Genomic DNA, 14,390 nt, shown 5'->3' with positions numbered 1-14,390 from the left:
TCCTTTTACTCGCCGGCCACTCAATTTAGCCGGCTACAATTTAAACGGCTTCGGGCAGAAACACCTCCGCCAGCATGCACCGGACGCTGCCGCCGCCCAGAGTTTCGATGGTGGGGATGGGCAGCGGCAGCAGCTCGGCGTGGCGGCTGAGCTGCTGCCGCTGCTCGGCCGTGAGCGAGTCGTGGGCGCTCTGCGACATGGCCAGCAGCACGGGGCCGCCCACGGGCTGCAGGGCCAGCATGTTGCCGGCGAAGCAGGCCACCTGGGCCAGCGAAATGGGCACGATTTCGTGGCCGGTTTCGGTGAGCGAGTCTACCACGGCGCGGCGTTCGGCCGCATCCACAATGCTTTCGAGGCAGGCCACTGCAAAGCCGGGCCCGATGCTGAGCATCACGTTGGTGTGGTAGATTTCCTGCCCCCGCCCATCGACGGACCGGAACGATACCGGCTGGTAGCCCAAGCGGGCACAGGCGTCGGCCAGCAGGCCCGGCTCGGTGCGGGCCGAGCGGCCGGCATAGGCGCGGCGGTGCTCATGGTCGAAAATAATGCTGCCGGTGCCTTCCAAAAACCGGCCTTCCGCCTCCGCGCCCGACAGATCAAGCACTTCGGATATCCCAAATTCCTGGCCCAGGGCCGCCACAATATCGGGGCGGCGCTCGGGGCGGCGGTTGGGGGCGCACATGGGGTAGAGCACGGCGCGGCCATCGGCGTGCAGCGAAAGCCAGTTGTTGGGAAACACGGCATCGGGCTTGGCGGGGGCGGGCGTATCGTCGAACACGCGCACCTGTATGCCCCGGCTGCGCAGGGTATCAACCAGGGCCTCGAACTCGGCCACAGCGCGGGCCTCGGCAGTGGCGGCGCTCAGGCTGGTGGAGGCCTGCTGGAAGTGGTTGGATTCGGCCGTTTCGGCGTTGAAGCCGAACCGGGCGGGCCGGACGACAAATACGGTGGAGGCTGCTTGCTTCATGGGGCTAAACTACGGAGAACGGCCCTGCAAATTCATCCTACCGCCCTACTACAGAGCGCAAAAAAGCACGCCCCTAGCTGGAGCGTGCTTTTTGCAACTACAAAAAGTAGGGTAGGCTAAGCGCGACGCACTTTAACGGCGTTCAGGCCCTTACGGCCCTGCTCTACTTCGAATTCTACCTTGTCATTGTCGCGGATTTCGTCAATGAGGCCGGTTACGTGTACGAAGATGTCTTCGCCGGTTTCGGCGTTGTTGATGAAACCAAACCCTTTGGTCTCATTGAAAAATTTTACGGTTCCCGTCTGCATGATGCTTGGAAGGAGGTGGAGATGATAAAGCAAGCAGCAGCGGGACGTATTGGCTCAATTCAGGCGGGCTGAGTTGAGTTGAGGACTCGTTGGCAATTTGCCTTTTAACGTGCTAAAGATAGACTTTTTTTTTGGAAGTACTCGACAGGTTATTTGTTATAAACCAGCATTGCGGCCACTGGGGTACCCAGGACCACCTTCGGCCGTTTCAGACGAGGCGCGTGCCGACCATAAAATAGCCCAACAGCAGCGCCAGCAGCCCCACCCAGGCCAGCAGTACCCGGCGGCGCGGCAGCAGCAGCCCAGCCGCCACCGCCGGAATGAGCACGCCCATCAGCAACGAAACCAGCACGTAGCCCAGGCCGGTTGCACGGCCCAGCCGCTCCAGCACCCGAATGGTGTAGTTGTAGAAGCCCTGGCCGGTGGTGCCCGGCTGCCGCAACACCATATATCAGGGCGGCTAGGGCCAAGTTACCGGCCAACAGTCAACTACCTAAGTTGCGGAGGTCGGTGTAGGGGCGGGGCTTAGCTGCGCTGTCCTTCGGTTGTCCCCGCCCGCCGTTGAACGATTCCCGTTGGAGGATTAGCGTTGCAGCGGCACGAACGGCGGGCGGGGACAAGCCGCCCCGCCCTTACACCGACCTCCGCAGCTTGGGCTCAACACTACATGGGTATGGAACGGGCCAGTGAAACTGGCGAGCATCGTTTGCATACGCCAGCAAATGGATTGGGTGGGCCCAGTTGTGGCGACGGTTTTTGAGGCAGCCGCGGCGGGAGCAACAACTTTATAGGGGCCGGCCGGGTAAAGCAGCTGTTCGCTTCGGTGCTGCGAAGGTCACACTTGGCCTTGCCTGCGCTGTCGCTCCACTCCTGCTACAGCTTTTTGTTTTCCATGACTGAACCAACCACTTCCGCTCCGGCCAACTCGCCGCTAATTGTACTGGCCGGGGCCACCGGGGCGCTGGGTTTGCTTATTGCCCACCAGCTGCGCCGGCGCGGAGCCGAGGTGCGGGCACTAGTACGCCCGGCCAGCCTGAGCGGGGCCGAAGCCGAGTCGTTGCGGCAGCAGGGGGTGCAGGTGGTTGCCGTGGACTATGGCAGCCTCGCCGACCTGACCCGCGCCTGCCAGGGGGCTGGCTGCGTAGTATCGGCACTCAACGGGCTGCGCGATATTATAGTGGAAACCCAGGGCCGGCTGCTCGATGCGGCCGTGGCGGCCAGCGTACCGCGCTTCATTCCATCCGACTTTTCGGCCGATTTCACCCGGGTGTCAGAGGGCTCGAACCGCAACTTCGACCTGCGGCGCGAGTTTGCCCGCCGGCTCGATAACGCGCCCATCCGGGCTACTTCGGTGCTCAACGGCATGTTCATGGATTTGCTGCGGGGCACGGCACCGGTAGTGCTGGCCGGCCCGCGGCTGGTGCTGTACTGGGGCAACGCCGACCAGCCCCTCGACCTGACCACCATGCAGGACACGGCCGACTTTACGGCCGCTGCCGCCCTCGACCCCACCACACCCCGCTACCTGCGCGTGGCCGGCGAAGTAGCCAGCCCCCGGCAACTGCGCGAGGCCGCCAGTGCCGCCACCGGCCGGCCCTATCGGCTGCTGCGGCCCGGCGGGCTGGGCCTGCTAAGTACGCTCATCAGCATTACCAAAACAATGGTTCCGGCCCCCAACGACGTGTTTCCGCCCTGGCAGGGCATGCAGTACCTGCGCAACATGCTCAGCGGCGACGCCAAGCTGCAGGGCCCCCTGGACAACAACCGCTACCCGGGCCTGGAGTGGACGACGGTACGGGCCCTGCTGGCGGCGAACCGGTAGGCGGGCCGGCGCCACGACCGAAACGGCCCGGCTTACGGCTGTTGCCGCGCCTGCCACCACGCCCACCCGAGCCGGCCCACACTCAGTAGCGCTATCAGCCAGATTACCAGCACCACGGTGCCTACCAGCCAATTGGCGTGCCGGGAAACGGGCGTAGCAGCTGCCCGCTCCCGGGCCTCCCGCATCACCTCGGCCGGCACCAGCCTAATACTGAGCGCTATGCCCGCGGGCACCAGTATCAGGTCGTCGAGGTAGCCCAACACGGGGATGAAATCAGGAATCAGGTCGATGGGACTGGCGGCGTAGGCCAGCGTCGCCACCATCACCAGGCGGGCATACCAGGGCGTGCGCGGGTCGCGAGCAGCGTAGTAGAGGGCCACCAGTTCGGTTTTGAGGACCCGGGCGCGGCTCTTGAGGTTGGTAAACATCATCGGAAAGGTAAGCCGTCCTGCCTGAAAACTGTGCGTTGGCCACCGGGCAGAACGCGCTGTACTGGCCGCAAACCAGTACGGTAAGCCGTCAGCAGGCTTTCGGTTGGTCGCCGTAGCTTTACGGCATCACCGTTTGCGCTTATGGAAAACCGCCCCTCTCCCACCGCTCCGATCTGGAAGCGAAACATTTACCGCGTCGTTTTTGAGGCTGATACGCGAGCCGGCCAGCTGTTCGACATCCTGTTGCTGCTGGCCATTTTGCTGAGCGTACTGGCCGTGATGTTGGAGAGCGTGAGCAGCATCAATGCGCAGTACGGGCCGGCGCTACGGGTGGTGGAGTGGGTGTTTACGGTGGTGTTTCTGGTCGAGTACCTGGTGCGGCTGCTGATTGTGAGGCGGCCGTTGCGCTACGCACTAAGCTGGCTAGGGCTGATTGATGTGGTAGCCATTGTGCCATCGTTGCTGGTATTGGTGCTGGCGGGCAGCCACTACCTGCTGGTAGTGCGCACGGTGCGGCTGCTACGGGTGTTTCGCATTTTCAAGCTGGGGCAGTTTATTGGGGAAGGCGAATTCATTCTGAATGCCCTGAAAGCCAGCCGCTTCAAAATTCTGGTGTTTCTATCGTCGGTCCTGACGCTGACCGTTCTGATGGGCACGTTTATGTACGTGCTCGAAGGGGGCCAAAATGGCTTCACCAGCATCCCGAAAAGCGTGTACTGGGCCGTAGTAACGCTAACGACAGTGGGCTACGGCGACATTTCGCCCGTAACGGTGCTGGGGCAGACGCTGGCCGCTTTGCTCATGATTATGGGCTACGCCATTATTGCCGTGCCCACCGGCATTGTGTCGGCCCAGATGTCGCGCAGCCAGGCCGCGGCGGTTCCGGCCGCTGGCGCCACCCCACCAGTAGCCGGAACCACCGCCGGGCTGGCCGCTCCGGCCTACAAACAGGCTCGTTGCTCCCGCTGCCAGGCCGAGGGGCACCGCCCCGACGCCGCGTTCTGCTGGCACTGCGGCGGCGCGGTATAAAGGTGGTTTAGGTAGCGGATAAGTACTTAGAGCTGAATAGCACTTGATCTGCATGGTTAACGCTCCATTTGCTGAGAGTATAGGCCACCAAAATTATCATTAGACAGCAAGATTCACGCTTTGAGCCTTGGCCACCAGATGTGCGCAGACACCAGTTCTCCATCTATGGTTAACAAAGGCTCGGGGTCGAACCCGGTGGGTGTGCCAGTACTGAATTGCGTGCCTTCGCTCAGCAGAACAATTCGCTTACCTAATAACAGGGAGATACTGGTCAGATAGCGCATCAAATGGTCATGGTCGATGCTCGAACGGACATCGCGCGGGTCAATGTCGCCATCAATAATATCCTCGCTTAGAAAAAAACAATTCACCCTTACCCCGCCAACTTGGATGCTGGCATGCGGCACGCTATCATCCTTGTCGTTACTATCCCAGTACTTGAATACGGCTGGCATATTTATTTCTACTTCTACGCCCTCGTGTCCGTCACCAGGAAAGTACTTCACCGGATAGTTGCTATTCACAAAATCTGCCCACCGCCGCCACTCGTCCCGGGTTGTTTCCAAAACATATGTATCTGGCAAGGAGCCATCGGCCGGATAGATGCATTTCTTCACATCCTCCCAACTTAGCTCCGCTAAATTGACTTGCATATAATGTGTGGTTAGAATTACTCCATTGCCGGAATCTGCACGCCTCGCTCCCGGGCTACCTGCTGGGCCAGTTCGTAGCCGGCGTCGGCGTGGCGCAATATGCCCATGCCGGGGTCAGTTGTCAAAACACGTTTGAGGCGTTCGGCTTTTTCGGGGGTTCCGGTGGCCACTATCACCATGCCCGAGTGGGTGGAGTTGCCGATGCCTACGCCGCCGCCGTTGTGCAGGCTCACCCAGTCGGCGCCCGAGGCGCAGTTGGCCAGGGCGTTGAGCAGGGGCCAGTCGGCCACGGCGTCGGAGCCGTCCTTCATGCCTTCGGTTTCGCGGTTGGGCGAGGCCACTGAGCCGCAGTCGAGGTGGTCGCGGCCGATGACGATGGGGGCCGACACTTCGCCCCGGGCCACGAGGTCGTTGATGACCAGGCCGAACTTTTCCCGCTCGCCGTAGCCCAGCCAGCACACGCGCGCCGGCAGCCCGATAAACGGCACTTTGGCCTGGGCCTTCTCAATCCAGCGGGCCAGCAGCTTGTCGTCGGGGAAGGTTTCGAGCAGGGCGCGGTCGATGCGCAGAATATCCTGGGGGTCGCCGGAGAGGGCCGCCCAGCGGAAGGGGCCCTTGCCCTCGCAGAACAGCGGCCGGATGTAGGCGGGCACGAAGCCGGGATACAGAAACTGGCCCTGCTCGTCGCGCACTTTCAGGCCGCCCTTTTCGGCTTGGCCGCGCAGGTTGTTGCCGTAGTCGAGGGCCACGGCGCCGGCCGTCTGCATATCGATTATGGCCTGGCAGTGCTTCATGATGGAAGCCAGCGCCTGACGCCGGAACTCGGCGGGATTGTCTTTCCGCAATTGCAGCACCGCGTCGATGTCGCCTTCGGGAATGTAGTCGAGCAAGTCGTGGGCCGAGGTCTGGTCGGTTACAATATCGATTCTGTAGCCACGCTCCAGCAGCTCGGGCAGCACCGTGGCGGCGTTGCCGGTAAGGCCGATGCTCCAGCCTTTGCGCTCCTGCCGGTACTGCTCGCACAGCTCCAGGGCGTGGTCGAGGTCGTGGGCCTGCTCGTCGAGGTAGCCTTCGCGCATCTTCTGCTTCACGCGCTCATCAATGGGCTCGATTACCAGGCATACGCCGTCGTTCATGGTAACGGCCAGAGGCTGGGCCCCACTCATGCCGCCCAGGCCGGCCGTTACGGTTACGGTGCCGGCCAGCGTGCCCGAAAAGTGGCGCTCGGCTACGGCGGCGAAGGTTTCGTAGGTGCCCTGCAGAATGCCCTGGGTGGCAATGTAAATCCAGGAGCCGGCCGTCATCTGCCCGTACATCATCAACCCCAACTTATCCAGCTCATCGAAATGCTCCTGGGTGCTCCAGGCAGGCACCAGGTTGGAGTTGGCGATGAGCACTCGCGGGGCGTGGGCCCAGGTACGCAGCACGCCCACGGCCTTGCCGCTCTGCACGAGCATGGTTTCGTCGGGCTCCAGGTTTTTGAGCGTGCGCACAATAGTCTGGTACTCCTTCCAGTTGCGGGCGGCGCGGCCGGCCCCGCCGTATACAATCAGCTCGTCGTACACGAGGCTCACGGCCGGGTCGAGGTTGTTTTCCAGCATCCGCAAGGCAGCCTCAGCTTCCCAGGTTTTGCAGCGCAGCGTGATGCCATGCTGGGCCTTCACAGTTTCCTTGGGCTGATACTCGTAGTACATGGGCCGGCCAGAAGCTGCCACGGCACCCAGTTTCGAGGTGGCTTCGAGGTTGAGCTCGGGAGTTTGCAGGGCAGATTGAGGCATGACGAGGGAGCAACAAGTGGGCACGCGGAGCGCATCAGCAAGATATTGCTTTTAGCCCGGCTGCCACCAGCCGGCAGCATAGCATACACGGGCTGCCGAAAGTGGCTGGCGGCTTTATTTCGTCTTTGGCAGCGGATCAGACCCGGTTCGTCAGTTTATACCAGCAGGCCAACATCCGAAGCCTTACTTTTGCCGTAAGCAGCAGCACGGCCCTCCAATGGGGCCGGCTGACCCGATTCGCACCTTACTCTAGCATGCAACGTTTTACCAATTTCCTTCGATTTTTCCTCCTTTTCGCGTTACTACTGGTTGGCGCTGCCAATCGGCCGCAGTCTACCCCCCGCGTATCTCTCACCGACGAAGTACTAGCCCTATTCCGCACTACAACTACTAGTCCCCAGAGCTAAATTCGGCAACATCCCAGTTCTAACCCGGCCCAGCAGCCGGGTTTTTAGTGTCCTGCAGCTACATCGGCTGCGGGCTATTTTTGCTTTCCTTGAAACCGACGCGGCGCTCTGGCTCCGCGTCGGTTTTCGTTTAGGTCAGTTTGGCTTCCTATTGAAGCACCCATTACGGCGCTACGCCGGGCTGCTTGACGCGCCCTCTTCCAGGCGGGTTTGCAGCTGTGCAAGCTGCTGTTCGAGCAGAGCCACGCGCTCTTCGAGCAGGGCCGGGCGGCGCAGGTAAGTGCTGAAGCTGCCATGTACCTCCCAGATTTCGAGGGCTTCGGGCAGGTGGAAATCCTGGGGCGGATAGTCGGGGTTGTCGGCTCGTAGTTTGAGCACCTGGCCGGGCAGCTGCTCCTGCAGGCGGCGCACCAGCAGGCGGCTTTGGGTGAGCAGGGCGTACACCCGGCCGCTGTGCAGGCGAGGCAGCACCTTATCAACGCGGCAGCAGAGTAGCACGTCCTGGTGGCGCAGGGTGGGCGCCATGTCGGGGCCGTTGAGGTCGAAGGCGCGGGTGGCGGGTCCCAGCTGGTGCGGGAACGTGAGCGGAGGCAGCGCGTCGATAAAGGCCGAATCGTGGTGGCGAACGATGTATTCGAGCAGTCGGGCCTGAGGCACGTAGGGCGTGAGCTGGGGCCGCTGATCGGCCAGCGCGGCGGCGGCGGGCGCATCGGCTTTGGTTAACACCGACTCCTGGGACTTGAAAATATCGAACCGATAGAGCTCATTTATGGTCAGCTCTTTCGTGAGTAGCAAATCCACTGACAAGCCAAAATGCTGAGCAATCTGCAGCAGCGTCTCCATTTTCGGCTCCGACCTTCCTTCCTCGTAAGCGCCCACGCTGGGCCGTGCCAAGCCAAAAAGCTCCGCAAAAGCGGCCTGACTGAGCTTTTTGACGGTTCTTATCTTCCGGATGTTCTTGCCAACGTACGACATAGACGAAAATATTTTTAGCTCAAACTTTGAGCATATAGCAAACTTTGCTTACTATTGCATCGTAAAGTTACCACAATCCCAACGGTCATTCAATCTGGCTGCTACTTTTTTGAGCTACGCGAAACATCAGGAGCTGCCAGCCCAACAATCCGCCCGAATTGCCTAAGTTGTTTGCTCTCTACTTTTTCTCTCCCACTCTGCTATGGCTACCCCTTATTTCACGCTGCTACACACCTACTTACTGGAGCTGGGCTTCGATGTACACCATCAAGATGAAGCCGCCAGCCTGCTCGTAGTAAGCCGGCCGGAGCTGGGCATTCATCACCTGGTGCTGGGCTGCGGCGAGCCATTACTCATTATGGAGCAGTACCTGCTGGAACTACCCGCTGCGAGTTGCACCGTTTACCAGCGCCTGCTCCAAAAAAACCGCGACATCATCCACGGGGCTTTCGTGCTCGACGAGTCAGGCCTCAAGGTCATCTACCGCGACACACTCCAGCTTGATATTCTGGACCGTGCGGCCCTCGAAGCCGTGCTCAATTCCCTGGCCTTGGTACTCAGCGAGTTTGGCGACGAGCTGATTGAATTTTCAAAAGGAATCCCCGAGAAGTTGGAGGCTTAGCTAAAGCTCTTTTTTAGTCCTTCCAGTTCCCAGACCCCATAAACCCCACTATCATGAGCTTTCTCAATCGTCTCTTCAAAATCGGACAAGCCGAAGCCCATTCGGCCGTCAATCAGTTCGAAGACCCCATCAAAATGACCGAGCAGGGCCTGCGCGACCTGCGCGAGGACCTCGACAAGGCCCTGCACGCGCTGGCCGAAGTAAAGGCCCTGGCTATCCGGAGCCGCAACGACGCCGAAACCGCCCGCAGCAAAGCCCTCGACTACGAGAACAAAGCCGTGCTGCTGCTCCAAAAGGCCAACCGCCAGGAGTTGGAAACCGCCGACGCCGACCGCCTGGCCACCGAGGCACTGACCAAGAAAACCCAGCACGAAGCCCAGGCCACCCGCGCTGGCCAGGACCAGGAGAAGTTCGAAGCCTCGGCCAGCCAGCTCAACCAGAATGTGCAGCAACTCAAGCAGACCATTTCGCAGTGGGACAACGAGCTGCGGACGCTGAAAGCCCGCGTGACGGTGAGCACGGCCACCAAAACCATCAACCAGCAGCTGGCCCAGCTCGACTCGTCGGGCACGGTGAACCTGCTGGAGCGGATGAAGGAGAAGATTGCCACCGAGGAAGCCCTGGCCGAATCGTATGGTCAGATAGCCAACGAAAGCAAGTCGGTGGACCAGGAAATTGATAAGGCGCTGGGCGCCGACGGCAGCGGCCAGGCCTCAGCCGATCTGGCGGCCCTCAAGGCCAAGCTGGGCATGCAGAAGCAGCTTGGCAGTTCTGAATTGTAAGGAAAGCCCTTTATCGATAGTGCTATGACGACCCTCGAAAAGTTCTTATTCTACTTCGGTGTTGCCCTCATTCTAGGCTCGGCCCTGGCGCGGGTTTCCCACGTCATCGAGTTGGAGCAGGCCTACTTCCTAATGCTGATAGGCGCGGCCCTTGAATTCAATGGCCAGAGTCGCTACAACCGCCGGCTGCGGCAGCGAATTGAGGAATTGGAGGCCCAGCCGGGCCGCTAGCAGCTACCCCTGTTTTTTCTTATTTACCCTTCCTTCATGACACGCTCTCCTAATTTGTTCTTTGCCTTGGCCACGCTAATACTGCTGACCAGTGCGGGCCTGCGCTTTATTGATGGGGCAAATATGCGCTGGGCTCCGTCGCTAATGATTTTTGGATTCTGCTTTCTGGCGGCGGGCTTTGTACGCTACCGCCGCAATCAGCAGGAAAACGAGCAGAACCACTCATAGCCGCCTCGCTAAAACCACCGGCACCCTTGGCCGCCACCCCGATTCACGTACCTTCCCGCCGCTAATCCTCTCCTGATGAAAGAACTGCTCCACGCGGCCGTTGCGCCGGCCAGCCTGCTCCCCACGGGCCTGCTGGTGCTGGTGTTGCTGTACTGGCTTACGGTGCTGCTGGGCCTGCTCGACCTCAAGTCGCTGGATTTAAGCGTACAGGCCGATTCTCACGCCGATCTGCACACCGATACCCACACCGGAGCGCACGCACATGAGTTGGGTACTTCGTTTCTGAACTCGGTACTGGTCTTTTTCAACCTGGAGCGGGTGCCGCTGATGGTATTCGTGAGCTTTGTGGTGCTGCCTTGGTGGGTGGGCAGTATTCTGGCCAACCACTACCTGGGTAACGAGGGCCTGCTGGTGGGCGCGGTGCTGCTCGTGCCGTTGCTGGTGGGCAGTCTGCTGATAGCAAAAGTGCTTACTACGCCTTTCATAAGCCTGTTTGCCGCGCTGGAGCAAGAATCGGAAGGCACCAACTCGCCGCTGGGCAAGGTGTGCACGCTGCTGCTGCCCGCCACCCACGAACAGCTGGGCCAGGCCAGCGTCCGGCTCCGCAAGGGCGCTCCACTTATGCTTAATGTGCGAGCCGCCTCGCAGTCGGCCGAACTACGCAAAGGCGACACGGCCCTCATCATCGACTACGACCAGCTGCGCCGCTGCTACCTGATAGAACCATTCGAGCTGACGCCCTAAGGCACTAAGTAGCACCAGAACCTTATTTAACTACTCCCCTATTCTAACATGAAACAGATATTCCCGTCCGAAATCAGCTGGTGGCTATTCGGACCTATTGTAGCCCTATTGGTTGGCAGCGGCGTATATGCGGCGGTGGCGCAGACGTGGCTGGATGCGCTGACGATGGTAGCGGCGCTGGCACTTTTCCTGTGGCTGCTGCGCCGGACTTACTACGAACTGCAGCCCGAGAAACAGCTGCTGCGCGTCGTGTCGGGCCCGCTGGTGTGGCGGGTGCCGGTACAGGATATCACGTCTATTCTGCCCACTCGCAGTCCCTTCAGCTCCCCCGCCCTATCCCTCGACCGGCTCAAAATCCATTATGGTAAGTACCGCTCGGTAATGATTTCGCCAGCCGACCGCGCCGGCTTCCTGGCCGCATTGCTGCAACTAAACCCCGCTATCCGCCATGACTGAGTTGCTCCATCTTCTCCAGAAAGGCCTGCGCTGGCTCGGCGACGTGCTGCTCGACGGCCTGCTCGCCGACTTCTTCAACTGGCTGGCCGACTGGCTGCTGACATAGGCGCGGGGCTTGCTCCTGCCCGCCGCCTAAACGAAACTACTTGGTTTCATTCAACGACCCTGGAAACCGGCGGGCGGGGGCAAACTCCGCCCCTACTCCCCCCCCCCAAAAAACTTCCCCAAGGCACCCAACAAATTCTAACTCTCCGAAACACTCCTACTCTCTATTTTCATGATTGATCAACTTTCATTGGTGGTGCTTGTCATCATCGCCGTTTTTGTGCTCGGGTTTGTGGCCTTTGTGGCCCGTATGTACAATAAAGCCGTGCAGGGCGAGGCCCTGGTACGCACCGGCATGGGCGACACGAAGGTGTCGTTCAGCGGAATTATCGTGGTGCCCGTGCTCCATAAACTGGAGGTGATGGACATCAAGCTCAAAACCATCATCATTCAGCGGGCCGGCTCCGAGGGGCTGGTGTGCAAAGACAACCTGCGGGCCGACGTGAAGGTGAACTTCTTCGTGCGGGTGAACAAGACGCCGCAGGACGTGATTAACGTAGCCCAGAGCATCGGCGCGCACCGCGCCTCCGACCCACTGGCGCTGGAAAACCTGTTCGACGCCAAATTCTCGGAGGCCCTGAAAACCGTGGGCAAGCACTTCGATTTCATTGAGCTTTACAACTCCCGCGAGCAGTTCAAGCAGCAAATCCTGGCCATCATCGGCACCGACCTCAACGGCTACGTACTTGACGACTGCGCCATTGATTACCTGGAGCAAACCCCGCTCACGGCTCTCAACCAGGACAATATCCTCGATGCCGAGGGCATTAAGAAGATTATTGCCCTGACTTCGGAGCAGAAAATCCAGGCCAACTCGATTGAGCGCGAGAAGCAGAAAACCATTAAGAAGCAGGACGTAGAGGCCCAGGAAACCATTCTGGAACTGGAAAAGCAGCTCATCGAAAACCAGGAAAAGCAGAAGCGTGAAGTGGCCAACATCCGGGCCCGCGAAAATGCCGAGTCGGCCAAGGTGCAGCAGGAGGAAATGCTGAAATCGGAGCGGGCGCGGATTTCGACCGAGGAGGAAGTAGGCATTGCCGAGCAGAACCGCGACCGTCAGGTAATAGTGGCCGAGCGCAACAAGGAGCGCACCGACGCCGTGGAAACCGAGCGCGTGGCCCAGGCCAAAGCCCTCGAAGTAAACGAGCGGGAGCGGATTGTAGCCCTGGCTCAGATTGAGAAGGAAAAGGCGCTGGAAGAAGAGAAAAAGAATATCCAGACCATTATCCGCGAGCGGATTACGGTGGAAAAAGCCACGGTAATCGAGGAGGAGAAAATTAAGGATACCCGCGCCCAGGCCCTGGCCGAGCGCGAGAAGCTGGTGGCCATCACGGCCGCTCGCCAGGAAACCGAAGCCGCCAGCGTGAACCTGGTGGGTACGGCCGATATGGAGCGCCAGGCCGCCGAGTTCCGCGGCAAGCAGGCCCTCATTGAAGCTGAGGCCGAGAAGGCTTCTGCCGAGTTCAAGGCTTCGGCCATTCGTACGCTGGCCGAAGCCGAGGCCAGCAAAGCCGCCGCCGTCGGCATGGCTGAGGCCCAGGTAATGCAGGCCAAAGCCGCCGCCCGCCAGAAGGAGGGCGAGTCGGAAGCCAACGTGCTCCAGCTAACGGCCACGGCCGAGGCCCAGGGTATTCAGGTGAAGGCCGGCGCCCAGGCCGAAGCCGATGAGAAGCTGGGGATGGTAGCGGCCCGGGTGAATCGCGAAAAGGGCATTGCCGACGCCGACATCATCCAGGCCCGCGCCGATGCCGACCAGAAAAAAGGTCTGGCCGAGGCCGCCGTGTCGGAGCAGAAGTACGCCGTGGAAGCCAAGGGTATCGAGGCCAAGGCCGATGCCATGCGCAAGCTCGACGGCGTAGGCAAAGACCACGAGGAATTCAAGCTGCGCCTCGACAAGGATAAGTCCATCGAGCTGGCCCAGATCAGCATCCAGAAGGATATTGCCGCTTCGCAGGCCCAGGTTATTGGTGAGGCCCTCAAGGCGGCCAAAATCGACATCGTGGGCGGGGAAACCATGTTCTTCGACCAGATTATCGGCTCCATCACCAAGGGCAAAATGGTCGACCGCGCCGTGCACAACTCCGAAGTGCTGGGCACCGTGAAGGACACCTTCTTCGGCGACGACGGCAACGGCGGCGGAGACTTCAAAGCCAACTTGCGCCGCTTCGTCGACCAGTTCGGCCTGAGCTCCGACGATATGAAGAACCTGAGCGTGTCGGCGCTGCTGCTTAAGCTCATGAGCCAGGCCAACGACGACGCTACGCGGAGCACTATTAAGCAGCTTACTAGCACCGCTAAAGCGTTGGGGATTGGGGATACGATGGTGCGGATGCTGGAGCTGAAGTAAAAACTGACAATTCTTTAAGCTAAACGTTAGAAACCAGCTCTCCGCTTCATCTGAAGTGGGGAGCTGGCCCTGGCTACCTGCCCATGCACGCACCCGATTCTCCCAATCCACCGCAAACAACCCGCCGGCAAGTAGTGGGTATTATTCTCGGCCTGGCTTTCTGTGTTGCCTTATTGGCTGGCCTCATCCACTTCATCAAAACGGATATTGCGGAGAAGCGCGAGTCGCTCCTGAAAAACCCGGGATATGCCACGGGCGTCATCACCCGGGTAAGAAGGTACAAGGGCCGACGCGTATCCGTGCGGTATACAGTTGGCGGCGTGAAGTATTCCTTTAGAACGAGGGTACCCAGAACGTTTTTACGCACCCACGCAAAAGGCGATACTACTGCCGTCATCTATGCTAAATCAGACCCAGCTAATGCTACCCTGAAGGCCAAGTTACGACCTTCAACCAACTAACCAGCAGTCCTTTTTCTCTTGCAAGGGTTCGTGCCTTGCCCTCT

The 14,390-nt window shown here is 60.1% G+C and carries 17 protein-coding genes; 10 read left to right on the top strand and 7 right to left on the bottom strand.

Features of this window, described 5'->3' with window-relative positions; genetic code table 11:
* Positions 1 to 40: 40 nt before the first annotated feature.
* From ctlX to HW554_RS04090, 3 genes are all read right to left on the bottom strand, one after another.
* Positions 41 to 967: a citrulline utilization hydrolase CtlX gene (ctlX, locus tag HW554_RS04100; RefSeq protein WP_176907076.1), complete on the bottom strand. Its 927-nt coding sequence runs from the start codon at positions 965 to 967 to the stop codon at positions 41 to 43.
* Between the two features lie 116 nt (positions 968 to 1,083).
* Positions 1,084 to 1,275: a cold-shock protein gene (locus tag HW554_RS04095; RefSeq protein ID WP_019949498.1), complete on the bottom strand. Its 192-nt coding sequence runs from the start codon at positions 1,273 to 1,275 to the stop codon at positions 1,084 to 1,086.
* A gap of 208 nt (positions 1,276 to 1,483) precedes the next feature.
* Positions 1,484 to 1,723, bottom strand: coding sequence for a hypothetical protein (locus HW554_RS04090; RefSeq protein WP_176907075.1), 240 nt, complete (start codon positions 1,721 to 1,723; stop codon positions 1,484 to 1,486).
* A gap of 444 nt (positions 1,724 to 2,167) precedes the next feature.
* Between HW554_RS04090 and HW554_RS04085 the strand changes: the two genes are divergently transcribed.
* Positions 2,168 to 3,097 carry an NmrA family NAD(P)-binding protein gene (locus tag HW554_RS04085; RefSeq protein WP_176907074.1) on the top strand — a complete coding sequence of 310 codons (930 nt, stop codon included), beginning with the start codon at positions 2,168 to 2,170 and terminating at the stop codon, positions 3,095 to 3,097.
* Between the two features lie 32 nt (positions 3,098 to 3,129).
* Here HW554_RS04085 and HW554_RS04080 read toward each other — a convergent pair whose 3' ends face one another.
* Positions 3,130 to 3,528 carry a YkvA family protein gene (locus tag HW554_RS04080; RefSeq protein ID WP_218134585.1) on the bottom strand — a complete coding sequence of 133 codons (399 nt, stop codon included), beginning with the start codon at positions 3,526 to 3,528 and terminating at the stop codon, positions 3,130 to 3,132.
* Positions 3,529 to 3,669: 141 nt separating this feature from the next.
* Between HW554_RS04080 and HW554_RS04075 the strand changes: the two genes are divergently transcribed.
* On the top strand, positions 3,670 to 4,557 hold the full coding sequence (locus tag HW554_RS04075) for an ion transporter (protein ID WP_176907073.1): 888 nt from the start codon (positions 3,670 to 3,672) through the stop codon (positions 4,555 to 4,557).
* A 113-nt stretch (positions 4,558 to 4,670) separates the two neighbouring features.
* On the opposite strand, the gene HW554_RS04070 is transcribed toward HW554_RS04075, so the two are convergent.
* From HW554_RS04070 to HW554_RS04060, 3 genes are all read right to left on the bottom strand, one after another.
* On the bottom strand, positions 4,671 to 5,210 hold the full coding sequence (locus tag HW554_RS04070) for a hypothetical protein (protein WP_176907072.1): 540 nt from the start codon (positions 5,208 to 5,210) through the stop codon (positions 4,671 to 4,673).
* Between the two features lie 17 nt (positions 5,211 to 5,227).
* Positions 5,228 to 6,988, bottom strand: coding sequence for a urocanate hydratase (hutU, locus tag HW554_RS04065; protein WP_218134584.1), 1,761 nt, complete (start codon positions 6,986 to 6,988; stop codon positions 5,228 to 5,230).
* Positions 6,989 to 7,566: 578 nt separating this feature from the next.
* Positions 7,567 to 8,370 carry an XRE family transcriptional regulator gene (locus tag HW554_RS04060; protein ID WP_176907071.1) on the bottom strand — a complete coding sequence of 268 codons (804 nt, stop codon included), beginning with the start codon at positions 8,368 to 8,370 and terminating at the stop codon, positions 7,567 to 7,569.
* Positions 8,371 to 8,572: 202 nt separating this feature from the next.
* Here HW554_RS04060 and HW554_RS04055 point away from each other — a divergent pair, with 202 nt between their 5' ends.
* The 8 genes from HW554_RS04055 (at position 8,573) to HW554_RS21155 (ending at position 14,346) form a co-directional block, all read left to right on the top strand.
* Entirely contained in the window at positions 8,573 to 8,992 is a 420-nt protein-coding gene (locus HW554_RS04055) for a YbjN domain-containing protein (protein ID WP_176907070.1), read from the top strand.
* 53 nt (positions 8,993 to 9,045) lie between these two features.
* Entirely contained in the window at positions 9,046 to 9,774 is a 729-nt protein-coding gene (locus HW554_RS04050) for a PspA/IM30 family protein (RefSeq protein ID WP_176907069.1), read from the top strand.
* A 24-nt stretch (positions 9,775 to 9,798) separates the two neighbouring features.
* Positions 9,799 to 10,005, top strand: a complete 207-nt coding sequence (locus HW554_RS04045; RefSeq protein ID WP_176907068.1) for a hypothetical protein — start codon at positions 9,799 to 9,801, stop codon at positions 10,003 to 10,005.
* 36 nt (positions 10,006 to 10,041) lie between these two features.
* Positions 10,042 to 10,233, top strand: a complete 192-nt coding sequence (locus tag HW554_RS04040) for a hypothetical protein (RefSeq protein WP_176907067.1) — start codon at positions 10,042 to 10,044, stop codon at positions 10,231 to 10,233.
* A 75-nt stretch (positions 10,234 to 10,308) separates the two neighbouring features.
* Positions 10,309 to 10,977: an OB-fold-containig protein gene (locus tag HW554_RS04035; protein ID WP_176907066.1), complete on the top strand. Its 669-nt coding sequence runs from the start codon at positions 10,309 to 10,311 to the stop codon at positions 10,975 to 10,977.
* Positions 10,978 to 11,025: 48 nt separating this feature from the next.
* Positions 11,026 to 11,433, top strand: a complete 408-nt coding sequence (locus tag HW554_RS04030; RefSeq protein WP_176907065.1) for a PH domain-containing protein — start codon at positions 11,026 to 11,028, stop codon at positions 11,431 to 11,433.
* Positions 11,434 to 11,710: 277 nt separating this feature from the next.
* On the top strand, positions 11,711 to 13,885 hold the full coding sequence (locus HW554_RS04025) for a flotillin family protein (protein WP_246285093.1): 2,175 nt from the start codon (positions 11,711 to 11,713) through the stop codon (positions 13,883 to 13,885).
* Positions 13,886 to 13,968: 83 nt separating this feature from the next.
* Positions 13,969 to 14,346 carry a DUF3592 domain-containing protein gene (locus tag HW554_RS21155; protein WP_449405188.1) on the top strand — a complete coding sequence of 126 codons (378 nt, stop codon included), beginning with the start codon at positions 13,969 to 13,971 and terminating at the stop codon, positions 14,344 to 14,346.
* The last annotated feature ends 44 nt before the right edge of the window (positions 14,347 to 14,390 follow it).

Origin of the sequence: Hymenobacter lapidiphilus (assembly GCF_013377885.1) — a bacterium.
Classification (GTDB): Bacteria; Bacteroidota; Bacteroidia; order Cytophagales; family Hymenobacteraceae; genus Hymenobacter; species Hymenobacter lapidiphilus.
The sequence above is the reverse complement of the archived record's forward strand: the minus strand, read 5'-3'. Positions and strand labels throughout refer to the sequence as shown.